Annotated in this window: 19 protein-coding genes; 9 read left to right on the plus strand and 10 right to left on the minus strand. The window is 44.5% G+C overall.

Translation table 11 applies throughout. From position 1 onward, the window contains the following. Positions 1-128: 128 nt before the first annotated feature. Positions 129-1,046, minus strand: coding sequence for a WG repeat-containing protein (locus AAEY83_RS08810; RefSeq protein ID WP_025646919.1), 918 nt, complete (start codon positions 1,044-1,046; stop codon positions 129-131). A gap of 368 nt (positions 1,047-1,414) precedes the next feature. Here AAEY83_RS08810 and AAEY83_RS08815 point away from each other — a divergent pair, with 368 nt between their 5' ends. Then, positions 1,415-2,344: a DMT family transporter gene (locus AAEY83_RS08815; RefSeq protein ID WP_025646918.1), complete on the plus strand. Its 930-nt coding sequence runs from the start codon at positions 1,415-1,417 to the stop codon at positions 2,342-2,344. Positions 2,345-2,419: 75 nt separating this feature from the next. Here AAEY83_RS08815 and AAEY83_RS08820 read toward each other — a convergent pair whose 3' ends face one another. Further along, positions 2,420-3,739, minus strand: coding sequence for a solute carrier family 23 protein (locus tag AAEY83_RS08820; protein WP_264673197.1), 1,320 nt, complete (start codon positions 3,737-3,739; stop codon positions 2,420-2,422). A gap of 635 nt (positions 3,740-4,374) precedes the next feature. On the opposite strand from AAEY83_RS08820, the gene AAEY83_RS08825 reads away from it, so the two are divergent. Beyond that, on the plus strand, positions 4,375-5,808 hold the full coding sequence (locus tag AAEY83_RS08825; protein WP_025646916.1) for an L-serine ammonia-lyase: 1,434 nt from the start codon (positions 4,375-4,377) through the stop codon (positions 5,806-5,808). Between the two features lie 177 nt (positions 5,809-5,985). Here AAEY83_RS08825 and AAEY83_RS08830 read toward each other — a convergent pair whose 3' ends face one another. The 3 genes from AAEY83_RS08830 to xthA form a co-directional block, all read right to left on the minus strand. Next, positions 5,986-6,384 (minus strand): DUF4377 domain-containing protein, encoded by a 399-nt coding sequence (locus tag AAEY83_RS08830; RefSeq protein ID WP_025646915.1) that lies wholly within the window; start codon positions 6,382-6,384, stop codon positions 5,986-5,988. A 286-nt stretch (positions 6,385-6,670) separates the two neighbouring features. After that, positions 6,671-7,906, minus strand: coding sequence for a bifunctional glutamate N-acetyltransferase/amino-acid acetyltransferase ArgJ (gene argJ, locus AAEY83_RS08835; protein WP_025646914.1), 1,236 nt, complete (start codon positions 7,904-7,906; stop codon positions 6,671-6,673). 81 nt (positions 7,907-7,987) lie between these two features. Beyond that, a complete protein-coding gene (xthA, locus tag AAEY83_RS08840) occupies positions 7,988-8,809 on the minus strand; it encodes an exodeoxyribonuclease III (RefSeq protein ID WP_025646913.1) in 822 nt (273 codons plus the stop codon). 385 nt (positions 8,810-9,194) lie between these two features. On the opposite strand from xthA, the gene AAEY83_RS08845 reads away from it, so the two are divergent. The 4 genes from AAEY83_RS08845 to AAEY83_RS08860 all read left to right on the plus strand — a co-directional run bounded on the left by AAEY83_RS08845 (position 9,195) and on the right by AAEY83_RS08860 (position 16,095). Next, complete coding sequence (locus tag AAEY83_RS08845) at positions 9,195-9,797, plus strand: hotdog domain-containing protein (RefSeq protein ID WP_025646912.1); 603 nt, start codon at positions 9,195-9,197, stop codon at positions 9,795-9,797. A 370-nt stretch (positions 9,798-10,167) separates the two neighbouring features. Continuing rightward, positions 10,168-11,865 carry an AMP-binding protein gene (locus AAEY83_RS08850; RefSeq protein ID WP_025646911.1) on the plus strand — a complete coding sequence of 566 codons (1,698 nt, stop codon included), beginning with the start codon at positions 10,168-10,170 and terminating at the stop codon, positions 11,863-11,865. A gap of 625 nt (positions 11,866-12,490) precedes the next feature. Continuing rightward, positions 12,491-14,188, plus strand: coding sequence for an AMP-binding protein (locus AAEY83_RS08855; RefSeq protein WP_025646910.1), 1,698 nt, complete (start codon positions 12,491-12,493; stop codon positions 14,186-14,188). Between the two features lie 215 nt (positions 14,189-14,403). Next, complete coding sequence (locus tag AAEY83_RS08860; protein ID WP_025646909.1) at positions 14,404-16,095, plus strand: AMP-binding protein; 1,692 nt, start codon at positions 14,404-14,406, stop codon at positions 16,093-16,095. Positions 16,096-16,202: 107 nt separating this feature from the next. On the opposite strand, the gene AAEY83_RS08865 is transcribed toward AAEY83_RS08860, so the two are convergent. The 5 genes from AAEY83_RS08865 to sohB form a co-directional block, all read right to left on the minus strand. Next, complete coding sequence (locus AAEY83_RS08865) at positions 16,203-17,072, minus strand: SDR family oxidoreductase (protein WP_025646908.1); 870 nt, start codon at positions 17,070-17,072, stop codon at positions 16,203-16,205. 160 nt (positions 17,073-17,232) lie between these two features. Further along, positions 17,233-18,012, minus strand: coding sequence for a histidine phosphatase family protein (locus AAEY83_RS08870; RefSeq protein ID WP_025646907.1), 780 nt, complete (start codon positions 18,010-18,012; stop codon positions 17,233-17,235). Positions 18,013-18,075: 63 nt separating this feature from the next. Beyond that, a complete protein-coding gene (locus AAEY83_RS08875; RefSeq protein ID WP_025646906.1) occupies positions 18,076-19,356 on the minus strand; it encodes a phosphotransferase family protein in 1,281 nt (426 codons plus the stop codon). A 231-nt stretch (positions 19,357-19,587) separates the two neighbouring features. Beyond that, a complete protein-coding gene (locus AAEY83_RS08880; RefSeq protein ID WP_025646905.1) occupies positions 19,588-20,835 on the minus strand; it encodes an acyl-CoA dehydrogenase family protein in 1,248 nt (415 codons plus the stop codon). 329 nt (positions 20,836-21,164) lie between these two features. Beyond that, positions 21,165-22,151, minus strand: coding sequence for a protease SohB (gene sohB / locus AAEY83_RS08885; RefSeq protein WP_025646904.1), 987 nt, complete (start codon positions 22,149-22,151; stop codon positions 21,165-21,167). 419 nt (positions 22,152-22,570) lie between these two features. Between sohB and aspS the strand changes: the two genes are divergently transcribed. The 3 genes from aspS (at position 22,571) to AAEY83_RS08900 (ending at position 26,284) form a co-directional block, all read left to right on the plus strand. Next, positions 22,571-24,430 carry an aspartate--tRNA ligase gene (aspS, locus tag AAEY83_RS08890; RefSeq protein ID WP_025646903.1) on the plus strand — a complete coding sequence of 620 codons (1,860 nt, stop codon included), beginning with the start codon at positions 22,571-22,573 and terminating at the stop codon, positions 24,428-24,430. Positions 24,431-24,470: 40 nt separating this feature from the next. After that, the gene (locus AAEY83_RS08895; protein WP_025646902.1) at positions 24,471-25,397 is read left to right on the plus strand and encodes a lysophospholipid acyltransferase family protein; all 927 of its coding nucleotides are present in this window, start codon (positions 24,471-24,473) and stop codon (positions 25,395-25,397) included. A gap of 170 nt (positions 25,398-25,567) precedes the next feature. Next, on the plus strand, positions 25,568-26,284 hold the full coding sequence (locus AAEY83_RS08900; RefSeq protein WP_413771580.1) for a glycosyltransferase: 717 nt from the start codon (positions 25,568-25,570) through the stop codon (positions 26,282-26,284). Positions 26,285-26,551: the final 267 nt, after the last annotated feature.

Genomic DNA, 26,551 nt, shown 5'->3' on the forward strand with positions numbered 1-26,551 from the left:
TGCAATTTTCACTTAGACTAGAACTATTTTAGCGATCAGCAGTGCGCATTTGTGAATGTTCAACACGCCCTAATAATGCGCCGCTTTATTCATTTAATCTTGCTCATTTCTACTTTGGGGACTATTCATCAATCACAGCCAACATTGGTGCCTGCTTTATCAATACACATCTTATCGCCATTTTGCAGACTGCCAATCCAAGCTTTTCCTTGCTTAAAGACAAAAGAAGGCGCTTCTCGATAGCTGCCACTGCTCGCTACGCCCTCCTCCTCAAAACGAAAAGGAATCACCAGCTCCCCGCCTAAATTGACAAAACCCCATTTACCGTCGATACGCACGCCTGCTAGTCCTTCAGAAAAAGGACGCACGGCATCAAACGAATAGGTAATCATAGTAATATTACGATCATCGACAAAGCCCCATTTACCATCGCGCTGATCGGCTTGCAAAGTGGTAAAAGATGCGCGGTTAACAGCCGCAGTATCATTATTTGTGTCGTTAGTATTATTTTTAGCACTGACAGGACTGGGGTCTGAAATAGTATTACCATTTTTATCGAGCCAGCTGATGGCTTGACCTTTACGCACCCGCGCTTTACCGCCCTTATAATTATCGATATCGCTGATAGAAGCAGAAAACGGCACTATGATGTTGTTCGCCGTATCTATAACGCCATATTTACCGCCTTTTTTGACCACGATGCGTCCATCTGTCGCCGCGCGCGCCCAGCCGGATGATTCACCCAACTTATCATAGATCAGTGGCACCACTTCGCGTCCTTTCATATTCAAATAACCAACCTTATTACTGCGCTCAACAGGTATCAATCCGCCCGCTAGCTTGTCAGCGTCTACCTGCTGATAGCGCGACAAATCAACGACCCGCTTACCTTGTTTGTTGATTAAAGCAACTGGCGCACCAAAATCTTTAATCGCTAAAAAATAACGACTGTTGGCAGTACAAGAGACGTTTTTGTAATAGCTTTTGGGTAGCTTACAGCTCGCCGCTTGTGCGCTTGGCATAACAAGCATTAGGCCAGCCGACATCAGCATTCCTGTAGCGAGGTACCGACCGGTCAGTGCAGATAGCGTATTGAGCGTAGATCTAAGTAGTGACATAGATAATGTATATACCAGTAAGTTATTAACAAAAATTTGAATAGCGTTTTGGATTGCTCATAAGGCCGAAAACTCATCAAAGGCTTGTTTATTATAAACTGCTAAACCCACAAATAGCGAATAAGGAGTTGGCTATACAAAATTATCGTTATGCCATTTAGATTTTCAATCAAAAGGTATACACTTGTGCTCTTTTTTAGGCTTATATTTTTGTAAGCGCAAAGTCAGTGCAATATCATAGTCGTTTGTAAATCAATCAGACCCACAAGCAGGTCAATAAGTCAGAGGGGAGCTTTATGTCCAATACCAACACGCGTACTGCTACCATTGGCTTGGTCATAGGTTGTATTATTTTTGGTTTAGGTAGCCTTATTGTCGCCCATGTCGATGTCGGAGGCTGGGCGATGTCATTTTGGCGTCTGGCTATCTCAGGGATCGTTTTTGCAGTATTAGCCAAGATAGCCGGACAACGCTTGCCACGCTCGAGACGCGCTATTTTTTATGGGTTATTGTCAGGCGCGTTTTTGGGCTTGGACTTAGCGCTTTGGCATGAGAGTATCTATGCAGTCGGCCCTGGTATCTCAACGCTGCTTAATAGTTTGCAGATTTTCTTTTTGGCGGCGATTGGGTTTTTGTACTTCAATGAGCGCCAGTCTATTTTGCAATTGATTAGTTTATGTTTAGCGATGCTAGGCGTCGCTATGATAGGTAGTCCAGAGTTTGCACAAAATTCTGCGGCGACTTGGGGTTTTATCACTGGTATCGTCTCAGGCGGTATGCTAGCCGCTTCGATGACATTTATTCGTAAGACCCACGATACCGAGCCGACTCCTATACTGATACTAATGCAGCTGGTCAGTATTGGCGGAGTACTGGCGATGATAGTCCCGATGCTTATACTAGATAAAGGTAATATTATGCCCAGCACTTTGTCAGAGGTGGGCTGGATACTGGTCTATGGCGCTGTAATGCAGTGCTTAGCTTGGGGCTTGATTGCCTACTCTATTCCTAAGCTGTCGCTGGCTTTGACCGGATTATTACTGTTGTCTGAGCCGGTTGCCGCTTTGCTTATTGACTATACTTGGCTAGATAAGCCCATTAATGCTTTGCAATGGACCGGCGCACTACTAACGATGTTGGCTATTTATTTAGGCTCACTAAAGCCCAAACCTCGAGCGCTACGCCGCTATCGGTTTTTTGCGCGGTTTTATAATAAGAAGTATTAGCCTAAAAAAAAGAGCGAGCCTGATAACAGACTCGCCTTTTTATTCTCAATGCTAAAAGCTCTTGAAGATATAAGATCAGTTTTTTTGACGATTAAATAAAGCGTTGAGTACGATGGCTGCTAAAGTGGCGGTACCTATACCGCCCAAATCGAAACTACCGAGCATGAGACTGAAATTACCTGTACCCATAATGACGGTCACAGCAGCAATAACAAGATTGCTGTTTTTAGTGAAGTCAATATTGTTATCTATCCAAATCTTCAAGCCTGCAATAGTAATCAAACCAAATACGACGATAGAGGCACCGCCTAATAATGCGGCTGGAATGGTCTGAATAATCGCCCCAAACTTAGGCGACATGCCCAGCATCACTGCGACTACCCCAGCAATGACAAATATCGTGGTGCTATAGACTTTAGTGACTGCCATAACGCCAATATTCTCAGCATACGTGGTCACTCCAGTACCGCCAAAGCCGGCCGAGAATGTGGTTGCTAAGCCATCAGCAAGAAATGCCCGGCCCATATAAGGCGTCACTCGCGCTTTGGTCATGCCCTCCACCGCTTTAAAATGACCCAAGTTTTCGGCGACTAAAATAAAAGCCACCGGTGCAATCAAGACAATAGCGCTCATCTCAAAGCGCGGCGTATGAATGCTAGGCAGACCAAACCATGAGGCTGCAGCGACAGTCGTAAAATCAATCGGTGTGCCGTAGCCCATTACGTTAGTAACGATGTAATAGATGACATAAGATAAAATCAGGCCAACTAGTAATAGTAGGCGGCGCAGCATACCGCGCGTAAATACCGCCACGCCACTAATGAGCAGTACTGTCAATGCTGCCATCCAAGCGTCAAACTGATTGGCCGAGACGCCTTGAACAGTGACTGGCGCTAAATTTAGACCGATAATCATCACGATAGCGCCGGTGACGATAGGCGGCATCAAGCTCTCTATCCAGCCCGTACCGGTCTTCATCACCAGTAAGCCTACGAGCGCATAAATGATACCGCATGCCATGATACCGCCCAAGGCCACATCCAAACCGCTATTGAAACCGGTGCCTGCGTAAGCGGTTACTGCTATGACAGGACCAATAAAAGCGAAGCTTGAGCCCAAATAGCTCGGCATCCGGCCACCGGTAATCACAAAGAACATGATGGTACAGATACCTGACATCAAGATAGCTAGATTGGCGTCAAACCCCATTAATAAAGGTGCCAATACTGTCGCGCCAAACATCGCAAAAGTATGCTGAATACCTAGCAAAATGCTCTTTGATGGTGGCAAATATTCATTGATTCCTACTGGGTTACGATCTAAGTCGCCTTGGAACGGACGCCAAGTGGGAAACCATTTGCCATTATCGAAGTCTGGATGATGCGGTATCGTCATAGCATTAGTCTCAATACCTGCAGCCTCTAGTGCATTATGTTCCGATGAGGTTTGCGTCGGTTGTTCTGAAGGGGGTGTCATGCGCGTTTCCTATTTGACCCAACTGCGTTGATTTACTTAAAAAGAAAGATATGGCTTCATTATTGAAAGGTGTTAAGCCCTGTTGACTAGTCATATTAATGATAAATGACATTAATAATAATTAGTTAATCATCGATAGCGAAAGTCTTGCTTTTTTTCGTTAGTCACGTCGATTGATATATGTTCTACTGAGTTGATAATTGGACGCTTTTGGCTTAGAGTTTAGACTCTAAGCCGTTTATTTTATTACAGGATGTTACAGCTGTGTTAGTGCTCAGCATAATAACGGAATTTTATAGCAAAAAAAAGCGCTTATTAGACCCTTTGATATACTGTCTGATTTTCGAGCACTCCCTTATGAAATGGATATTCTGAGATAACAACCCTCAAGTTGTATCCTTGTCTATATTCAAGTATCTATGCTCAAGTATCTATGTTCAAAGCAGCATAATTCTTAATTCTTAATCCTTAAGCAACCTAATATGTGCCTGTCAAATAGACGCTGTCTACTGACAAGCTATCGGCTTTATATTTAACCTTTAGAGTATTTACTTATGATTAGTGTTTTTGATTTATTTAAAATTGGTGTCGGCCCTTCAAGCTCACATACTGTGGGCCCTATGGTAGCCGCTAATTTATTTTTATCCGCACTGCGTAAACAGACTAAGCTTGACACAATAAAAAGTATTGAAATCGAGCTTTTTGGCTCTTTAGCCGCTACCGGCAAAGGACACGCGACTGATACCGCTATCTTGCTTGGGTTGCTCGGTCATGCTCCTAGCACCATAGACACCCGGCTTACCAGCCAATATCTGCTACCTATATTTTCAGATAAGACCCTTAATATCGCAGGCGAGCATGAGATTGCTTTTGATGTAGATCATCATATTCACTGGTATAGTGATACGGTGCTGCCTTATCATCCCAACGCGATGACAATTAGTGCGCGCTTAGCTGACGATAGCCGCTACCAACAAACCTACTATTCAGTCGGGGGCGGTTTTGTAATCAATGAAGAAGACGCCACCAACCCTGATGACGATCATGCGACGCCGACGATAGAAGAGCTCCCCTATCCGTTCAATAGCGCCTCAGAGTTACTTGAGCGCTGCCAAAAGAACGGCTTGAGTATCAGTGAGTTGGTACTAGCGAACGAGTGCCATTATCGTGATAAAGAGGAGGTTCTTGCATACTTAGATTCTATATGGGACTCAATGCAAGACTGCGTAGCCAGAGGCTGTCAAAGTAGTGGTATTTTGCCTGGAGGTCTCGATGTCAAACGCCGTGCCCAAGCCCTATATTTACAGCTGTGCGCTGAAAAAGACCGCCCTATTGCCAAAACAGATAAACTCGCGGCGATGGATTGGATCGATTTATACGCTTTAGCCGTCAACGAAGAGAACGCTAATGGCGGTAATGTCGTGACCGCTCCGACTAACGGCGCAGCAGGTATTATCCCAGCTGTTATGCATTACTACCGCGATTTTCTATCTAGCTATAGCTTGGATGGCGCGCGCAAGTTTTTACTCAATGCCACAGCTATTGGAAGCCTTATTAAACAAAACGCTTCTATCTCAGGCGCTGAAGTCGGCTGCCAAGGCGAAGTGGGCTCTGCTTGCGCGATGGCGGCATCAGCTTTGGCCGAGGTATTAGGTGGCGATCCTGCCAAATGCCTCAATGCTGCTGAGATCGGTATTGAGCATAACCTAGGTCTGACTTGCGACCCTATTGGCGGCCTTGTGCAAGTGCCTTGTATCGAGCGCAATGCTATGGGCGCGGTAAAGGCGGTGAATGCGGCGCGCCTTGCCTGCCGCGGCGATGGTCAGCACTTCGTCTCTTTTGACAAAGTGGTTGAGACCATGAAACAAACTGGCGCTGACATGCTTGAGAGCTATAAAGAGACTTCGCGTGCAGGGCTTGCTGTGATTGCAAATAATCGAATTCCCACAGCCAGCCACGGGGTCAGTGTTAAATACAGTCAGTGCTAATTATAGTTAATGCTAAGTATGCTTAATGCTAAGTCTGATTAATGCTAATGACAGCTAATGATAAAGCCATCGCTACGCTGACAAAATAATGACCACAAAAAAGCCTCTAAATAATTAGAGGCTTTTTACATTTAATCACGATAAGTTTAGATATGAGTTTTAGTCACCTATCAAAGCTTACTCAGCGTTTTTTGAGATAACTTCGTTTAGATACCATACTGGCTTAACCACACCAGCAGCTTCGTCAGCGACCGCTTCTTGGCGGACGTCTAACATATAGCGGTATCCTGGCTCATAAGTGAAACCTTGGATGTTACCGTTAAATGAAGTGAAGTTTCTTTGATGCGCTTGACGGAATTGCAAGCACTCAGACTTAATCACTTCACCTGTGTTTGCAGTGACATCACAAACCGCTTTAGTAGGGGCAATCTCAATCTTTAAGTTAGGAATATTAACTACTTTAACATTCTGCGCTTCACCTTCGACAACCATAGTACGTTCGTCATTAAGGTCCATAGTAGAACAACCGGCTAAGGCGAAAGTAGTTGCGAATGCTGCTATTGCTAATTTTTTCATGAATAAATCCTCAATTGATATAAATTATGAATAGTTAATAAGTTAACAGCTGTTGATAACACCTATCGATGATAAAAACCAATAGTCTATAAATAGCGCTTAATATAATTTAAGCTTCGTTCACAGCTTTGTTAATTTAGTAACTTATATTGATTATAGTTTTTCAAATCAAAATAATTATAGAGCGAGCACCCATTCTAGCACTATGACTCCTTTGTAACTTAACGTCAAAGTTTGCAACTTTTGTCAACGAACCATTAAACCTGTTAAAAGGTTCTAAATTAAGTTAACTGCGGTAATCAGCGTTGATTTTGACGTAATCGTACGATAAGTCGCAAGTGTAGACCGTATCACTTGCTGTTCCGCGCGCCAAATCGATACCGATAGTAATCTCCGGACGACTCATGACTTTATCTCCATCAGCCTCCTTATAATCCGGTGCAACGCCGCCGTTTTGACAAATCATCACTTCATCTAGATACACATCCACCTGTTCAGTATCTAAGTCTGGGACGCCAGCGTAGCCGACAGCCGCTAATATACGTCCCCAGTTGGCATCACTGGCAAAAAACGCGGTTTTTACCAGTGGTGAGTGCGCCACTGCATAAGCGACATCGCAGCACTCCTGAGTAGTATTACCGCCGGTTACTTTAACCGTCATAAACTTAGTCGCCCCTTCTCCGTCACGGACGATCAATTGTGCTAAGCGTACAAACACCTCAGTCAGCGCAGTAAATAGCGGCTGATAATGAGGATGCTCTGGGCTATCAATCACATCGAGACTCGCCTTGCCTGTCGCTATGAGCACGCAGCAATCATTAGTAGAAGTGTCGCCATCTACAGTGATACGATTAAAAGATTGCTCATTAATTGCGCTTAGCATCTCTTGTAATAGATCAGCACTGATATTAGCGTCAGTGGCGACATAGCCAAGCATCGTCGCCATGTTTGGTCGTATCATGCCCGAGCCTTTAGAGATACCAGTGATGTGATAAGTACTTTTTTTATCACCCTCAGCTATTTCCACTTTACGACTGGCAAGCTTCGGCAAAGTATCAGTCGTGCGAATACCGTTGGCAGCAGCGAGCCAGCTATCAGGCGCTAGCTGAGCTAAGGCTTCATCTAAACCTTTGATGACGGCATCGCTATTTAACGGCTCACCGATGACGCCTGTAGAGAACGGCAACACGCTCTCAGTGTCGACCCCTGCCTTAGTAGCAACAGCGGCACAGATATCGCTCGCGCGGCGCTTGCCATCGTTGCCTGTTCCGGCGTTGGCATTGCCAGTATTCGTCACTAGATAACGCGGACTGGCCTGTGCAAAGTGCTCGCGAAGTACTCTGACGGGAGCGGCGCAAAAGGCGTTTTTAGTAGTGACTACCGCAACGCTTGCGCCTTTGGCAATCTCAATGAGGACTAAATCATCACGGTCTTTGTAGCGCACACCAGCTGCGGTAGCGCTAAGAGTGATGCCATCGATAGGGTATATTGTGTCAGGTACTGCCGTATCTCCAACAGCCATAATGCTTCCTTTATAAGTATGAATTAGGGATAAGTATGAATTAGGGTAAACGCGCTTACTAAAGCTAGTAAAAATCAGCCTCTATTTGCTTAAATCAAAAGCTGACCAAATTGGGGCATGATCTGAGGGTTTCTCCATCGCTCTAAGATCATAGCTGATACCAGCATCTGCGCACTGGTCGACTAAATCAGGGGTACATAAAATATGGTCGATACGCAGACCGCGTTTGGGATCATCATTGAAGCCGCGACTACGATAGTCAAACCAGCTATAAAAGTCCTCACTATCAGGGTAATGCAAACGATAGGTATCGATTAAATCGCGAGACATCAGCGCCGTGTACCACTCACGCTCCTCTGGTAAAAAGGAGGTTTTTCTATTTTTTAGCCAGCGCTTAGCGTTTGCCTCGCCAATACCCACATCGATGTCCTCTGGCGCAATATTCATATCACCCATGATAATCAGCGTCCGGCCTTCGGCGATTAACACATCAATATAAGCCGTCAAATCTGCGTAGTAAGCTCTTTTCATCGGGTACTTAATCGGATGATCTTGGCTCTCTCCTTGCGGAAAATAACCATTTAGTACATCAATCTCGCGACCTTCGAAAACATAGCGCGCGTGGATGAAGCGTTTTTGTGCTTCCTCATCCTCACCCGGGAAGCCTTTTTGAACAAATATAGGGGCAACTTTTGACAATAGTGCCACGCCGTAATGCGCTTTTTGGCCAAAATACTCGACATGATATCCTAAAGATTCGACGTTTTTTAGTGGGAACTGTTCATCATGAACTTTGGTCTCTTGCAACCCCATTACATCGGGATCAATGATGTCGCGTACCGCCTCAAGCTGATGTTGACGCGCGCGAATACCATTAATATTGAAACTGACAAAACGGACCATACGTTACCCTCTTTATTCATTTTATTATGTTTATGCTAGTTATCATATTAAGCTATTTAGCTATTAACTATCCAAGCTTTTAAATAACTGAGCTTTTAAATAACTGAGCTTTTATTAATTATAACCGCTAGTTTGGTGATTAGCGTCTAATCGAGCCGTAATCATAACAGAGTTAGTGCGCTATCTGTTGCTTGCTGCCAATCCTTACGCTAAAGTGGCTTTATCAAAAAGTAGCTTTATTAAAAAATATGTCTACTAAGACGAGCCGGTGATTACTATGAGCAAGAGGATAGAGTATTAAACCTTCCTAAACCTTTAGTACTAGGCTCCGCTATTACTTTGCACCTTACTACTTGCGCCTTACTATTTATGACTGAGTAAATTTATGACTACAAAATCTGACAGCGTCCCAGCGATAACAGCAGATCCGTTATTTTCTACTAACTACTCTATATATATCAACCATACAGATGCCGGCGGCATTGTTTATCACGCCAATCATTTGGTATTTTTTGAGAACTGTCGCCGTGATTGGTTCACCAAACTTAATATTAGCGGCTACTTTTTGCAGACCCAAGAAGGCCATATACAGCATTTTGTCGTGAGCCAAGCGCAGTTGCAATATCATAAGGCCATCTTATTAGACGAAACCATAGAAGTACGTATCGACAAAGTCGAGCTAAAACCAGCTAGCATTATTTTTTATCAAAGCATTCATCGCCGGCCGTCAATACCAACTCAGCATCCAAAACAAGCCAGCTCAGATACTTTATTAAGCAGTGCAAAAATAGTTATCGCTTGCGTGCAAAATCAGCTAAACCCTACTGCCTCTGAAAACTCAGAGCCAGCGGCTACCCTAGCAGACGGCTCATTATCTGGTCAATCGGCTACACAAAATAATCAAACCACTACTATTAAGCCCGTTCGTGTTCCTAAAAGCCTACGCGACACTATCGAGCAAGCGATCCACGAATACAATAACCGGTGATAAAAACGGTTCGCAGGCTACTCGGCAAAGATGATTTAGGAGAAATCATGAGTAGCCGCTTAACGTGATATGAGGCCCTCGAAAAACTTCGAATCTTCGTTTATTCGCCGTACTTTTAGGCCTGAGCACTTTTTAGAGTAATTGTTACTATACTTTTGAGGTTTTTTTGCCTATTATTTAAAGTTACTAGAAAATGGATGAGCGGTAACATTTGTGACATAAAGTGTATTTAAAGCGGCTAATCACAAACACGAACGGTTAAGTCATCTAAATATTGCTCTATTATCGTTATCCATTGCTATGCTTATTAACTGTCTCATCTTTCATGGAATGATCCAATCAAGACCTTTAAACTTCAAGGACGCAGAAAATGACAATGAATAAACCTTGGCATGCTCGTTATCCCGCTGGTGTACCTAAGACCATTTACCCAGATAATTATGCCAATATCATAGAGCTTTATGAAGAGAGCTTTAGCCGTTATCGCCAGCATCCTATAAGTATCTGTATGGGTGTCACTCATACTTACGGTGACGTCGATGACGCCTCATTAGCTATCGCCGCTTGGTTACAAGGGCAAGGCTTGCCTAGAGGGAGCGTTGTGGCCTTAATGATGCCAAACGTACCGCAGTACCTGCCAACGATGATAGGCATCTTGCGTGCCGGTTATATTTGTACTCCTGTCAACCCTTTATACACTGGCCGCGAGCTGCGCCATCAGCTCAACGATTCTGGCGCAAAAGCTATCTTCTTGGTCGATAACTTCGCACAAGCGCTAGAGCAAGTCGTCGATGAGACCGCTATTAAGCATATCGTACTCTCGAAAATGGGCGATATGATGGGTCTTAAGGGTATCTTAGTCAACACCATCATCCGGCAAGTCAAACGTTTAGTACCCAAATATAAGCTCAATGATCCAAAACATGCCGTCACTAAATTCCCAGATGTGCTCAAAAGAGGCAAAAATATGCCTTTTCAAAAGCCAAAAATGTCTTTGGATCAAAAAGCGTTTTTGCAGTACACCGGCGGTACCACAGGCCTATCAAAAGGCGCCATCTTATCGCAGCGTAATGTCGTAGCGGCCGCTCTACAGTCTGAGGCTTGGACACGCCCTATCACCGGCCAGATCAATGATGTTTATATCAATATGGTGATGGCATTGCCGCTGTATCATATTTTTGCCTTTATGCTGAGTCTGTTAGCGGTACGATCAGGATATACTTTTATTCTCGTTCCTAACCCGCGCGATATTCCTGGGTTTGTGAAGACCTTATCCAAACAGCCTTTTCATATTTTCCCTGCAGTGAATACCTTATTTAAAGGACTGCTGGATAATCCTAATTTTGAAAAATTAGATTTTAGCTCATTAAAGATATCTCAAGCCGGTGGCATGGCTGCGACTCAGCAGACAGCGACGCGCTGGCTTGAAGTGACAGGCTGCCCTATGATTGAAGGTTGGGGTATGACTGAGGGCGTTGCTGTTGGTACTGCCAATGTCATCACTGATCGTAAGTTTAACGGTACTATAGGCGTGCCAGTTCCGGGCGTCGATGTCAGTATTATTGATGAAGACGGCAACCGCGTCGGCTACAATCAAGCTGGTGAGATGTGCATTAAAGGCCCTAATGTCACCTTAGGCTACCTCAATCGAGATAATACAGATGACTTCACCGACGATGGCTATTTCCGTACTGGCGATATCGTTAGTATGGATGAACAAGGCTATGTCAGGTTGCTTGATCGCAAAAAAGATATGATTTTGGTCTCGGGCTTTAATGTATTCCCTAATGAGCTTGAGTCGGTTATGCTCGACTATGAAGGTATCATCGATTGTGCAGTCATTGGTGTGCCTGATGAGCACCAAGGGGAATCTATCAAGATGTACGTCATCCGTAAGGATAGTAATGTCACTAAAGAGATGGTTAAAGACTTTGCCCTTGATAATTTGACTGGTTATAAATGTCCGCGTTATATCGAGTTCGTTGATGAACTGCCAAAATCCAACGTCGGAAAAGTACTCAGACAAAAACTGCGTGAAAAGCACTTAGAAGACAACCCTACTCTTTAAAACACGCTTTACAGCAATAGTTAGCTCACCATTATTTATAAGGGCTCTTTACTTGGATAAAGGGCCTTTTTTATAGGTTCGCTTGATAGCACTACTATATAAACGCTGCAATATAATATTGGGTCAATATAACCGCTCGTCTATTATTATTATCCACTTATCCGCTTACCACACCACATTATGAGAGACTTATCAACTTTATATTATTACTCTAAAGTCTTTGTATGTCGTTATCATAAAAAGCTCAGGTTATGGTAGTGTGTTTCCAAATTATTTCACTATGTTACTGTTTAGCAAAATATTAAGATTATTGTGCTCTAAGATTTTAGTCAACAGTAGTTTTAATGGCAGTTAAATCAGTATATTTGTATAGCGATAATACTTTAAGCAGCAACAGTGCTGTATCGACAGTGCTGAAAAGCTTCTCATTTAGGTTCGTATTTATAGAGCCTCAATGAAAGACTTGTGTAAAGGCCACCATATGTTAGCAGTCAGTTAATAGATAGGATAGCACTCGACATCATATAGCCATGGACAGGATGACCACCATAGCTGTTGATGTTGACAGGGATGTGACTACTTGCCTATAGAACCTTAACTTATCTCAAATTTAAGGATGCTAGATATGACAGTGAACAAACCTTGGCTCGACCAATACCCGACTAACGTACCTAAGACAATCAACCCTGATAAATACGGCAGTATAGTCGACCTCTATGAAGAGTGTTTTGATCGTTTTCGTATGCATCCGATGAGTGTCTGCATGGGTGTCACGCATACTTATGATGATATCGATAAAACCTCATTAGCTATCGCCGCTTGGCTACAAGCGCAGGGCCTACCTAAAGGCAGTATTGTAGCGCTTATGATGCCAAACGTACCGCAGTACCTGCCGACGATGATAGGTATCTTGCGTGCCGGCTATATCTGTACACCTATCAATCCACTCTATACCGGTCGTGAGCTACGTCATCAATTAAATGACTCTGGCGCTCAAATCATCTTTGTCGTTGACAACTTCGCTCAGGCGCTTGAGCAAGTGGTCGATGAGACCGCTATCAAACGTATCGTGCTCTCCAAAATGGGCGACATGATGGGTCTAAAAGGAATGCTGGTCAATACCATCATCCGACAAGTTAAACGCTTAGTACCCAAATATAAGCTCAATGATCCTAAGCATGAAGTGACTAAGTTCCCTGACGTTATCAAAAGAGGCAAAGAGCTGCCTTTTAATAAAACCAACATGAACTTAGATCAAAAAGCGATCTTGCAGTACACCGGTGGTACTACTGGTTTATCCAAAGGCGCTGTATTATCACAGCGTAATGTCGTCGCCGCCGCGCTTCAGTCAGAAGCTTGGTATTTGCCGGTGACCTCGGAGATTAATGAAGTCTATATCAATATGGTCATGGCGCTACCGCTGTATCATATCTTTGCTTTTATGCTCAGCTTATTGGGCATGCGTTCAGGCTACACCTTTATCCTAGTGCCCAACCCTCGCGATATGCCCGGATTTATTAAGACCTTATCGAAGCAGCCGTTCCATATCTTCCCAGCGGTCAACACTTTGTTTAAGGGCTTATTAGATCAGCCAAACTTCAAAGACTTGGACTTTAGCTCACTACGTATCACCCAAGCCGGCGGTATGGCAGCGACAGAACAGACCGCAGCGCGCTGGTTAGAGGTCACAGGCTGCCCGATGGTCGAAGGTTGGGGTATGACCGAAGGCGTGGCCGCGGGTACCGCAAACGTCATCACCAATCGCGAGTTCAACGGTACTATTGGTGTTCCCGTGCCAAGCGTTGACGTCATCGTTATAGACGAAAATGGTGAGCGTCTGGGCGTCCATCAAGCAGGCGAGATGTGCTTTAAGGGCCCAAATGTCACTTCAGGCTATCTTAGCACCGATAGCAGTGGCGATTTCACTGAGGATGGCTACTTCCGTACTGGTGATATCGTTAGTATGGATGAAAAGGGTTACTTCACCCTACTCGATCGCAAAAAAGATATGATTTTAGTCTCAGGCTTTAATGTATTCCCGAACGAGATTGAGTCGGTGATGCTTGACTGTGAAGGCGTTATTGATTGCGCTGTCATTGGCATTCCTGATGAGCGCCAAGGCGAAGCGGTCAAACTCTACGTCGTCCCTGCCAATCAGAACGTCAGTAAGAGCGACATCAAAGAGTTTGCTTTGGATCATTTGACTGGTTATAAGTGCCCTCGTTATATTGAGTTTGTCGATGAGCTTCCTAAGTCCAACGTTGGTAAAGTGCTGCGTCAAAAGCTGCGCGAACAGCATTTATTAGACAATCCGTCTTTATAACTAACCTGCTAGTGATTGGTACTCTACAGAAGCCCTTTATATGAATAAAGGGCTTCTTGCTTTGTAAAATGTCAAAAATAGTATAGAATTTTATCATTATGCTCACCTCTCATCAGATATAAGGATTTATCTGTTGAAAAGATGGATAAGCGATAGCGATACCTTTGTTATCAATCCACACCTTCTACTCCATTTATCACTCACTAAGGATAGTAATAATGATGAATAAACCTTGGCTTGCACAGTATCCAGCCAGCGTCCCTGCCACTATTGACCCCGATCAATACTCAAGCTTAATAGAGCTGTATGAAGAGAGTTTCGATAGCTTCGCTAATCAGCCCTTTAGCATCTGTATGGGTGTTAAACACAGCTATGATGATATCAATCAAGCTTCAAAAGCCATCGCTGCATGGCTACAATCACAAAGCCTAGCGCCCGGTAGCGTGGTGGCATTGATGATGCCAAACGTACCGCAATATTTGCCGACGATGCTTGGCATCTTGCGAGCAGGTTATGTCTGTACGCCAGTCAACCCACTATACACCGGCCGTGAGCTGCGCCATCAGCTCAATGACTCTGGTGCCAAGGCGATATTTTTGGTTGATAACTTTGCAAAAGCGCTTGAAGAAGTCGTTGATGATACCAAGGTTGAAGCCATTGTGGTTTCAAAAGTAGGCGATATGATGGGCCTTAAAGGTATTGTAGTAAATACGCTACTACAGCATGTCAAAAAACTAATCCCTGATTACAACCTTGATAGCGCTAAACATAAAGTAACTGCCTTTCCTAATGTCCTCAAACAAGGCAAAAAACGCCCCTTAAAAAAGGTCGAGTCTAATTTAGAGCAAACAGCATTCCTTCAATACACTGGCGGCACCACTGGACTCTCTAAAGGCGCTATCTTAACGCAGCGCAATATTGTCGCTGCCGCCTTGCAATCTGAAGCTTGGTCGGAACCTATCGTCTCGAAAATTGGCGACGAACAAATCAATATGGTCTTAGCCTTACCGCTCTATCACATTTTTGCCTTTATGCTCAGCTTAGTAGGCGTACGCTCTGGCAATGCCTTTATTTTGATTCCTAATCCGCGCGATATTCCAAGCTTTATCAAAACGCTCTCAAAGCAGCCTTTTCATGTACTACCAGCGGTCAATACCTTGTTTAAAGGTCTGCTTGATCATCCTGACTTTAGTAAGCTTGATTTTAGCTCGCTACACATGTCGCAAGCTGGCGGCATGGCTGCCACTGAGCAAACCGCTTCACGTTGGCTGCAAGTAACAGATTGCCCGATGATCGAAGGTTGGGGAATGACTGAATGCGTGGCGGTAGGTAGCTGCAACGTACTCACCAATACTGAATTTACGGGCTCTATTGGCGTTCCTTTACCTAGCATCGATATGATCGTTATCAATGAGGATGGTACGCGGGCTGCGGTCAATGAAGCGGGTGAGATTTGTATGAAAGGCCCTAATGTGACGCCCGGCTACCTAAATAGAGATAATAGTAAGGAGTTCACCGAAGACGGTTACTTTCGCACCGGTGACATCGGCAAAATGGATGAGCAAGGCTACTTCACTATACTCGATCGCAAAAAAGATATGATACTCGTCTCAGGGTTTAACGTCTTCCCTAATGAGATCGAATCGGTTATGCTCGATTGTGAAGGTATCTCAGACTGCGCTGTTATTGGCGTTGCTGATGATAGCCAAGGTGAGTCGGTAAAGATATACGTCATACCTGACAATGATAGCGTCAGCGAAGCTATGATTAAAGACTTTGCTTATAAAAACCTAACTCGCTACAAATGCCCAAGTCATATTGAGTTCGTTGATGATCTACCTAAAAGTAATGTTGGCAAAGTCCTGCGCCAGAAGCTGCGCGAAAAACACCTAGCCGATCATGCGTAAGCGTTAATCAGCATTGTTGATAGCCATTGACTTCCTCCCCTCGCTAAACCGAGGGCTTTCTTATTATAAAATCACCGGTATTAAGCACTTAGATAGAAAAAGTAGCTTTAGCTAATCTTACTCACAATCTGCAAAGGCAGATGCTTCATTGCTTGACCAACAATCGACCAAGGCAAGCTTGGTACGCAAGCTTCCTCGACACCAGACTCTATAGCCGCGACGATGGCTTTGGTTCCTGTATTAGCGTCCACTTCAAACGGTAATGGCTTAGCATCCTTGTTAATCTCAGTACGAATATAACCTGGATAAATCGTAGTGACCTTAATCGGTAGCTTAGTGAGCAACATATCGGCGCGAATCCCTTCGGCAAGATGCGCAATACCAGCTTTTGCTGCGCCATAGGTTGTCATATGACCTGGCAGACCGCGCATCGCTGACATGCTCGAGATTACCACTAAATGACCCGCGTTTTGCTTGCGAAATATTTTCATGGCAGCTTCACACTGCGCGAGTGCTGAGATGAAGTTGATCTCAGCGGTACGGCGGTTGATTTTAAACCGGCCTTTACCGATACGGCGGCTATCTCCGACACCAGCATTGACAACGATACGATCTAAATGTCCAAAGTCTGCGGCAAACTCATCAAATACTTTGAATATTGACTCATAGTCGCTGACGTCTAAGATTTTATATTCCACTCGGATATTGGGATAGCTCTGCAACAAATCGACTTTAAGCTGCTCTAGACGCTCACCGCGGCGCGCGCAAATCGCTAGATTATAGCCAAGTTTGGCAAATAATCGTGCCATGACCTCACCAAGACCTGAGCTTGCGCCAGTGACCAGCACAGTTTTGCCTTGTCCGACTTGTGATTTGGTCAGACCATTTAGATAGCGCGCAGGTTGTATCGCACTGGTCGCTTGCGCCCTGCCTTGTTTGACAGTTTTTGTTACTAAGCTCATTAGTTTATTTTGCATAGCATTCTCTTCTCATCAATACCGTACGTTTGCACCGCTTTATGGCTTTAAATAACCAGATATAAAGATATCATAGTATAGTGGCCATGCTTTAGATACTAGATGTAATCTTTTCTTAAGTGCGGATAATCACTATACCTTATACCCTAAACATTCACCATTAGCGCCAAGTAACAAAGCGCTCGCCTTCGGCAAATAAATGGCTGTATTCATTCAAGGACAATAACCGTGCCGTCTCTCCTCGTAAGGTAAGAGCGGTCACCCCCGTATTGATTAACCGCTTATTGAGCTGATAGGCCGTTTGACTGTCCTGCTCAAGTAACTGCGCGGTAATCGCAGCGATTACCCCGCCCGAGGTAAATACCAACACTGTCGTATCCTCAGCGGCTCTATTATCTTTAGCAGCTGTATTTAATGAGTTGGCTTTATCGCGTATTTGCGCGAGCGCGCGCTGTGTACGCTCATTGAACTGTGTCCAGCTCTCAATATAGTCATCATCATACTCGCCGCCATGCCAGCGCTGCATCGCTTGATCAAATAGCTCAGCCAAACGCAGCTTAGGCACGTCAGCTTTTGCGATCTCCATGGCTATAGCCGCTTGGTTTGCAAAGGCTGGGTTAGACTTGGTCAATACGTCTTGATGATTAAACTCGTTGAATTCAGCAATCAAACGATCATCAGATAAGTCAGCCGGAGCATTGGCAGGTGAATGACTCTGTTTTTGTTCAGCTACAGTCTCTTGATAGCTCGCTAAAAAATGGCGGGCAGAGTCCTGCTGACGCATCAAGTGACCACTGAAGACTGCATCGATACGGCGCTGCGTATGAGCATAATGAGCGCCAAGCATACGCGCCTGCGTAATCCCTAACTCTGACAACTCATCGTAGTTTTTTTTGCCAAAAGAGGCCTGACCGTGCCGAGCCAAAAGTATGGTAATCATAAACCTACTACCTAATAGTTATATTATTTTAAGAGTGTATTAACGAAAGAAATTTTAGCGCCATCACTCATCAACTGACTTTGACGTCGATTCAAAATAACCTTTAGGTAAGATGCTTTTGACTAGCTTTTGTACCGGCTCTGGTAATTGCTCTATCGCGGCTTTATCCACGCCTTTTTCCTCTAAGCGCGGCTGCACATGAGTCATAAATAGTGTCTCGCCTTCATACTGCGCGATAAGCTTCAGGCACTTTGCATTTAACACATGTACGATGAGCCAAAAGTTCTTAAAGGCGGGGTTTTTGGTTTGTTTATTATAGTAGCGATAGTAGATTTGCTGTACGATACCGGCTAAGCGAAATAGTCCAAATACCTCATAAAACGTCCAGTTAGCAATCTCAAGGCCGGTTTTTTCTAGGTAGTAATCAACGACTTCATTGCGAGTCATCATCCCTTTTAGATGAGTTGGCTGCCGACGTGACTGCTGCATAATGATGTTGTCGTCGGCTTCAATCCAGTACGCCAAAGCGCTGCCTAAGTCCATTAAGGGGTCACCAAGGGTCGCCATCTCCCAATCAAGCACTCCAATGACTTCGGTGGGATTGTCAGCCGCCAAAATTACATTATCAAAACGCCAATCATTATGAATAATGCAGGTCTTGCTATCTTTTGGTGTGTGCTTATTGAGCCATTGACGCACGATACCAAAGCTCGGTACGTTTGGCGTTTTTGCTTTCACATAGCGCTTATCCCAGCCGGTCACTTGGCGTTCACAGTAGCCCTCACCGCGGCCTAAATTAACTAGATCAGCATGCTCGGTATAGTCGACCTGATGCAGCTCGATTAACGCATCTATTACGTTAGTACACAGCTCACGCGTTTGCGCGGGATCAAAATCTATCTCTTTTGGCAAATTGGCACGCGGAATAATGCCTTCCATGCGCTCCATCACATAGAAGTCTGCCCCGATAATGTTGTCGTCAGTACATAACGCAACCATTTTTGGGACATAAGGATAAGCGTCTTTTAGCGCTTTTTGTACCGTGTATTCGCGTACCATATCATGAGCGGACTTGGCTTTGGTGCCTTTAGGCGGGCGGCGCAGAATCAGATCTTGATTGTCATACTCTAAACGATAAGTCCAGTTCGACGCGCCCCCTGAAAATTGAGTAACGGTAGGTTCGCCTTGAATGTCGACGCCTTGGTCTCGTAACCAGCTGCTAATCGCTTGCGCATCCAGCTCCTCGCCTTCTCGCACTTCGCCGCCTTTGTCTAGTACCGCGTTTAGTTCTGGCTGCTGGTCGCTCTTAGCACTATCTTCGGTATTTGGTTTATCAGTTGCCATACAATGTTCCTTATTGTTTGTGTACTGCTTGTTTGTGTGTTGCCATTTTTGAATATTCAACAGACCTTAGTGAAAAATTCACTACCAAAAGCTTGATAGTGAATCTTAAGGGATAATATTCGCTAAAGTAAGGGGCATTAGGGTCAATGCTATGGCCTAAATGACCCATTAGCACTTAGACCCTATTTGTAGCTCGCCTCTTGTTTAGCAGACTATCATTTCGCGAGCTTCTTATTTAGACGATTTTGCAGGACGGCGAAAGCCTTGACGCTTTAGCTCTAATTTTGCAATCATTGTTTTATGTACCTCGTCTGGGCCATCTGCTAAGCGTAATACGCGGCCCTGCGCATAGAACCCTGGCAACATAGTATCTTGGCAAACGCCCATACCACCATGGATCTGAATCGCCATATCAGCCACTTCTTGTAATACAGTAGGCGCGACCACTTTAATCGCTGAGATTTCAGTTAACGCCGCTTTGGTACCTTGGCTGTCCATTTTTTGCGCGGCATATAACGTCAATAAACGCGCCTGATCGATCTTGATACGCGCCTCGGCGACACGCTCTAAGTTACCCCCTAGCTGTAAGATTGGCTTACCAAAACCAACACGGCTCATACCGCGGTGAATCGCAAGCTCTAACGACTTCTCGGCGGCACCAATACAGCGCATACAGTGATGAATACGCCCAGGTCCTAAGCGGCCTTGCGCAATCTCAAAACCCATACCAGGTCCACCGATAAAATTAGCAACTGGCACCCGTACATTATCGAAGCTGATTTCACCATGACCATGCGGCGCGTCATAATCACCGAATACTTTAAGCATTCGCTTGATGTTAACCCCTTTAGTGTCTACAGGAACTAGCACCATAGAATGCTGCTGGTGGCGATCTTTATTTTCATCAGGCGTGTATGCCATGACAATCAGTAAATCGACGGCTGGATCGCCAAGACCGGATGACCACCATTTGCTACCATTAATGACGATCTCATCACCATCGACGACAGCGGTCGCCTCCATGTTGGTTGCATCACTAGAAGCAACATCAGGCTCAGTCATACAAAACACGGAACGCGTCTTACCTTCTAGTAAAGGGGTCAGCCACTTATCCTGCTGATCAGTACTACCATAGCGCCATAGCAGCTCCATATTACCGCTATCAGGAGCATTACAGTTAAAGACATGCGGCGCTAATAAACTACGGCCCGTAAGCTCTGCAATTGGAGCATAATCGGTCACTGACAAGCCTGCGCCAAGTTCATCATCGGGTAAAAATAAGTTCCAAAGACCGGCCTCACGAGCTTGCTTACGTAAGTCATCGTACGAGGCTGGCCACTGCCAGTTCTTCCAATTACCATCTGGGTTCATCTTATGGCACTCTTGCCAAAACTCATCCTCAATCGGCTCAATCTTAGTGGCAATAAAATCTTTGACTTTGGCATGCATGTCTTGACCGTGCTCAGTAGCGGTAAACATCAATGTATCATTGGACATAACTGACTTCCTTCTCATTATTAATGATTAACCTCTCATGGCTAATCTCTTACGGTGTACGTACGTGTACTGTTTTTCGCTTCCCCTATTTATAACATAGCTCCAAATTTTAAACAGCAAAAAAGGCGCGACTGTTTAGGCACGCCTTTTACAAAACATCAACAGTGAAATAGTATATACCTAAATTTATTAGGGATTTCTAAAGTTCTTTCTATACCAACTAATGAATAACACTAAAAAATATTGTTCCACTATCAATTAGCTTATCTCAACTCATTCAGCTTTTACTCATTTATATTAAAAGAATACACTTACTTTAGAATATTCAAGCGGCTATTGAGATCAAAACGGGCAAGAGCGTCTGGTAGTTTATCCACTGCCATAGTGATCGTCGCCTCAGCGGCTTGTGATAAGCCTAACTTCTCTGCTAGAGTTGGCTTTTGACGCGAATGTAGCGCATAAACCTCATTATCTTCCATAAGCTGTAAGATATAGCTATCTGAGGTTTGCAGCTTATCGACGAGGTTGAGCTTTACTGCATCTTCGCCATACCAATGCTCACCATTAGCGACTTTATTCAGATCAAGCTCAGAGCGATAAGTACTGACGAAATGCTTAAACAGATCATGCGTTTGCTCAAGCTCTTGCTGGTATTTAGCGCGATCTTCATCATCGTTTTCACCGAATACTGTCACCGTGCGCTTGTAGTCACCAGCGGTAAACATCTCATAATCAACGTCGTTTTTTTTCAGTAGTTTATTGAAGTTCGGTAATTGTGAGACGACACCGATAGAGCCGATCACCGCAAAAGGCGCGGCGATAATTTTATCAGCGACACAAGCCATCATATAGCCGCCACTGGCTGCGATTTTATCGACACAAACGGTGAGTTTAAGGCCCGCGTCTTTGAGACGCACTAACTGAGCCGCTGCAAGGCCATAACTATGCACCATACCACCACCTGACTCTAAACGGATGATAACTTCATCACCCTTATTAGCAGTACTGATCAGGGTGCTAATCTCTTCCCGCAGATGCTTAACGGCCGAGGCTTTAATGTCACCGTCAAAATCTAGGACAAATACTTGCTGACTGGTCTCTTTGTTTTTATCTTTCTTCTTGCTTTTAGATTTCACTTTTAGCGCTTGCTTGGCTTTTTTCGCCATGCTCTTTTTGAGCTGCTTAAGCGCAGCTTTGCCTTGAGTCGCTTCCATCAAGTCTTCGCGGCGCTGCTGCTGAGTCTTATTTAAATGCATGACTTTAAGCTCGACAGGGTTTTTTGGCGGGTGAAATAGCATATCAAGTCTTCCTTAGGGTTACATTCAGAGGTTTAGGGTAATAATTATAGTTGCGATAGCTGAAATTATTTTAAGATGCAGCTAATATGCGCTCGCTGCGCGCTATTTTCAAGCGTCATGGTTATAAATCATAATAGATAAACCAATTATTACACTCGTAAGCTTGTCATGCCTTTATGAGCGAGCGCAGTTAATAAGCATAGTTGTATAACACCCGTACTTTAGGCATAATATGCGTTTAAAATAAATTTTATACAGCCGACGCGCAGACTATCCGTCTTTATAGCGCTGACTGGCTGTTTTTTGCAATTGACTATCTTAATAATAAATATCGTTTAAGAGCCTCACTGGTATTTTTAAACGGCTATTCTTTGAATCGGGCACATAACTGGATAACCTTGACTATGACTGACAGCACTATGAAACCTAGTACTATTACGCAAAAAGACCTCGCCGTACACAGTGGCTATCGCGACGAATACTGCGGTGCTGTGACCGAAGACTTATTAGAGCAGACGATCACTATCGTCGGCTGGATACATCGCCGCCGCGATCATGGTGGGGTGATCTTCTTAGATATGCGTGATCGTGCTGGCATCTTGCAGGTGGTAGTCGATCCAGATACGCCTGAAGCTTTCGCTACCGCTGATGCTGCGCGCCCTGAGTATGTGCTAAAAATTACCGGCCGCGTCCGTCGTCGTTACGAAGGCACTGAAAATAAAAATATGACTAGCGGTCAAGTCGAGTTATTAGGCAAAGAGATTGAAGTCTTAGCCAAGTCAGAAACTCCGCCTTTCCCGCTTAATGACGAGAACATGACCGTCTCTGAAGACTTACGCCTCAAGTACCGCTACCTCGATATGCGTCGCCCTGAGATGCAAGAGCGTATGGTGTTCCGTGCCAAAGCCACCTCAGCGATTCGCCGTTACCTTGATGATCATGGCTTCTTAGACGTTGAGACGCCTATCTTGACTCGCGCAACGCCAGAGGGCGCACGCGACTATCTAGTGCCTTCGCGTACTCGTCCGGGTAACTTTTTTGCCCTGCCGCAGTCGCCGCAGCTCTTTAAGCAGCTATTGATGGTGTCAGGTTTTGATCGTTATTATCAAATCGCTAAGTGCTTTCGTGACGAAGATCTGCGCGCTGATCGTCAGCCTGAATTTACCCAAGTCGATATTGAGACTTCTTTTTTAAATGAAGAAGAGATCATGAACATCAATGAAGGTTTGATCAAAAACCTATTCAAAACGATGATGGATGTTGAGCTTGCTGACTTCCCGCGTATGACTTATGCAGAGGCTATGCGTGACTACGCTTCTGATAAGCCTGATCTGCGTATTCCGCTAAAGCTCATCGATGTCGCTGACTTAATGAAAGACGTTGACTTCAAGGTCTTTGCTGGTCCCGCCAACGATCCAAAAGGTCGCGTTGCCGCGCTGCGTATTCCTAATGGCGCCTCCTTAAGCCGTAAGCAAATCGATGAATACACTAAGTTTGTTGGCATCTATGGTGCGCGCGGTTTGGCTTATATTAAGGTCAATGACGTAAGCAACATTAACAACGGTGTGGATAAAGAGTCAGGTCTACAATCACCTATCATCAAAAACATGACTGACGATGTGCTAGCTCGCCTTGTTGAGCGCACTGAGGCCGAAGATGGCGATATCATCTTCTTCGGTGCCGATAAAGCCAGTATCGTCAACGATGCTATGGGCGCGCTACGCCAGAAAATTGGCCTTGATATGGATATGACCACTTGCGAGTGGGCACCGCTTTGGGTCACTGACTTCCCCATGTTTGAAGAGACGGATGACGGGCAATGGACCTCTATGCACCATCCGTTTACGAAACCAAAAGGTTCAGTAGAAGAGCTCAAAAACAACCCGGAGTCTGCGCTCTCTATCGCTTATGACATGGTACTAAACGGTACTGAGATTGGCGGTGGTAGCCTACGTATCAACACCCTTGAGATGCAGCAAGCGGTCTTTGAAGCGCTAGGTATCGACGCGATTGAGGCTGAAGAGAAATTCAGCTTCCTACTTGACGCACTAAAATTCGGTGCGCCGCCGCATGGTGGTCTTGCCTTTGGTTTGGATCGGTTGATCATGTTAATGGTCGGTGCAAGCTCTATCCGTGATGTCATCGCCTTCCCAAAAACCAAGACTGCTGAAGATCCATTGACTCAAGCTCCAGCTCCTGTTGAGGGTAAGCAATTGCGTGATCTTGGTATCCGTCTGCGTGAAAAAGCTCAAGCAGATACCACTAAGCCTGCTCAGTAGCTGATCTGGTAATGAGTATCTCTTATTACTGCGATTCATTATGAATCCGTATCAGATCTTCAAATACGTGCCTTTATCTGTATTGCAGATGCTGGCACGTATTACTGCTAGGATAATGATGCGCCTGCCAAACTTGAGTATCGTTCGTACGATCAAGATCAATATGGCACTCATCGAACCTGCCCTAACGGCTAAGCAAAAAAAGACCGTTATCAAAGATATCGTCCGTCATCAGTGTCTAAGTAGCGTCGAGTCTATCAAGAGTTGGGCGATGCCGCCTGAATGGAGCATTGAGCAGATACGAGAGGTGCATAACCAAGAGATCTTAATAGAAGGCTTAGCCAATCCCAACGGCATGCTTGCTATCGTTCCTCATCTTGGTACTTGGGAGATGATGAACGCTTGGCTCAATCAATTCGGCTCGCCGACGATTATGTACAAGCCGGTCAAAGACAAGCTTACTGGTGATTTTATCCTAAAGGGTCGTGCTCGCCTTAACGCTACCTTAGTGCCTACTGATAGTAGCGGTGTCAAAGCAGTGTTTAAAACGCTTAAACGAGGCGGTTTTAGTATTATCTTACCCGACCATGTTCCTGAGCCTTCAGGCGGCGTGGTTGTGCCTTTTTTTGGCGTTAAGACTTTGACTAGTACCCTCGCCCCTAAACTTGCTAGCAAAACCAAGTGCGCCCTAGTCGGTCTGTCTTGTATTCGCCGTGATGATAATCGCGGGTTTGATATTTACTGCTATAAGCTCGATGATCCAGCGCTTTATGATCGCAACACAGAAGTTGCGACTCATGCCCTGAATATTGCCATGCAAGAGATGATTGAAGATCAATGTAGCCATTATATGTGGGGCTATCGCCGCTTTAAACGCATCCCTAATCTTGGCAATCCTTATCGCGCTGATCGTAGCAAGCTACAAGCCTTTCTAAAATCGGCTAAGGATAAAAGATATAAGACTTAATTGCGCTATCTTTTATAGTAGACTCAATATAGCGGTATCAAATATAGCATCTTCTAAGCTTCATGTTTTCATCTTATTAAAAAGAGTCAATTATGACATCTGACTTCGTTAACCATACTCTAAAAGACCAAGACTCTGCCCACCTAGCAGAGTCACACTATATCATCTGTATGAAATGGGGCGATAAGTACGGTCCTGAGTATGTCAATCGTCTCTATAATATGGTCAGTCGCCATCTGACACTGGACTTTCAGATGGTTTGCTTGACGGATGATAGTACAGGTATTAATGAGGCGGTACAGTGCTACCCGATACCCGAGATGGATTTGCCAGCGGGACCTGAACGCGGCTGGAAAAAACTCACCACCTTTAAGCCTGAGCTGTACGATCTAAAAGGCGTGGCGCTATTTTTAGATATCGACATCGTTATTGTCGATAATATCGACAGCTTTTTTACTTATAAGGCGGAGTTTGATGACAGTGTGGTTATCATCCGTGACTGGAAAAAACCATGGCGCATGATTGGTAACAGCTCCGTCTATCGCTTCAATATCGGTATGGGTACTTATTCTGACTTGCTTAGTAATTTTGAGCGTAATTTTGCCACCATTCGCACGCAAGTACGCCATGAGCAGGCTTATCTATCCAACTATTTGCGCGAGCATCATCATTTAGAGTATTGGCCTAAAGACTGGTGCGTCAGCTTTAAATATCAATGTATGGCAAAGCCGCCCTTTAACTTTATCAAAGCACCTACTCTGCCTAATGGCGCTAAAATCGTTATCTTCCATGGCGAAATCAATCCGCCAGATGCCATTAAAGGCGGCGGCGGCAAATGGTATCGGCGTGTCTTGCCGAGTCCTTGGTTAAAAGAGTATTGGAAATGAATATTCTAAATCTCCTATTTACTAATTTATAGTAGCTAAAGTTAATAATCTATACTTCAAACACTCAATTATTTAAGACATATAATATTTGGTGATGTATCAAAAAGTATGCTGATCAAAATTTGAACAATTTTTGAAGCTTTGAAAGCCATATAGAATCAGAGAACTTAGCATAGACTTCTTATTGACTTTTAGCGCCAGCATACTTTTTAGAACACCACAAAATATCTATATTGCAGTAATACAGCCTACTTACTGATAATCTTT

Origin of the sequence: Psychrobacter sp. TB20-MNA-CIBAN-0197, from assembly GCF_040309765.1 — a bacterium.
Taxonomy (GTDB): domain Bacteria; phylum Pseudomonadota; class Gammaproteobacteria; order Pseudomonadales; family Moraxellaceae; genus Psychrobacter; species Psychrobacter submarinus.

Coding starts and splice junctions, on each gene's coding strand:
- AAEY83_RS08810 (WP_025646919.1), bottom strand. CDS start 1,046: ATGTCGGCTGGCCTAATGCTTGTTATGCCAAGCGCACAAGCGGCGAGC.
- AAEY83_RS08815 (WP_025646918.1), top strand. CDS start 1,415: ATGTCCAATACCAACACGCGTACTGCTACCATTGGCTTGGTCATAGGT.
- AAEY83_RS08820 (WP_264673197.1), bottom strand. CDS start 3,739: ATGACGATACCGCATCATCCAGACTTCGATAATGGCAAATGGTTTCCC.
- AAEY83_RS08825 (WP_025646916.1), top strand. CDS start 4,375: ATGATTAGTGTTTTTGATTTATTTAAAATTGGTGTCGGCCCTTCAAGC.
- AAEY83_RS08830 (WP_025646915.1), bottom strand. CDS start 6,384: ATGAAAAAATTAGCAATAGCAGCATTCGCAACTACTTTCGCCTTAGCC.
- argJ (WP_025646914.1), bottom strand. CDS start 7,906: ATGGCTGTTGGAGATACGGCAGTACCTGACACAATATACCCTATCGAT.
- xthA (WP_025646913.1), bottom strand. CDS start 8,809: ATGGTCCGTTTTGTCAGTTTCAATATTAATGGTATTCGCGCGCGTCAA.
- AAEY83_RS08845 (WP_025646912.1), top strand. CDS start 9,195: ATGACTACAAAATCTGACAGCGTCCCAGCGATAACAGCAGATCCGTTA.
- AAEY83_RS08850 (WP_025646911.1), top strand. CDS start 10,168: ATGACAATGAATAAACCTTGGCATGCTCGTTATCCCGCTGGTGTACCT.
- AAEY83_RS08855 (WP_025646910.1), top strand. CDS start 12,491: ATGACAGTGAACAAACCTTGGCTCGACCAATACCCGACTAACGTACCT.
- AAEY83_RS08865 (WP_025646908.1), bottom strand. CDS start 17,072: ATGCAAAATAAACTAATGAGCTTAGTAACAAAAACTGTCAAACAAGGC.
- AAEY83_RS08870 (WP_025646907.1), bottom strand. CDS start 18,012: ATGATTACCATACTTTTGGCTCGGCACGGTCAGGCCTCTTTTGGCAAA.
- AAEY83_RS08875 (WP_025646906.1), bottom strand. CDS start 19,356: ATGGCAACTGATAAACCAAATACCGAAGATAGTGCTAAGAGCGACCAG.
- AAEY83_RS08880 (WP_025646905.1), bottom strand. CDS start 20,835: ATGTTTACCGCTACTGAGCACGGTCAAGACATGCATGCCAAAGTCAAA.
- sohB (WP_025646904.1), bottom strand. CDS start 22,151: ATGCTATTTCACCCGCCAAAAAACCCTGTCGAGCTTAAAGTCATGCAT.
- aspS (WP_025646903.1), top strand. CDS start 22,571: ATGAAACCTAGTACTATTACGCAAAAAGACCTCGCCGTACACAGTGGC.
- AAEY83_RS08895 (WP_025646902.1), top strand. CDS start 24,471: ATGAATCCGTATCAGATCTTCAAATACGTGCCTTTATCTGTATTGCAG.
- AAEY83_RS08900 (WP_413771580.1), top strand. CDS start 25,568: ATGAAATGGGGCGATAAGTACGGTCCTGAGTATGTCAATCGTCTCTAT.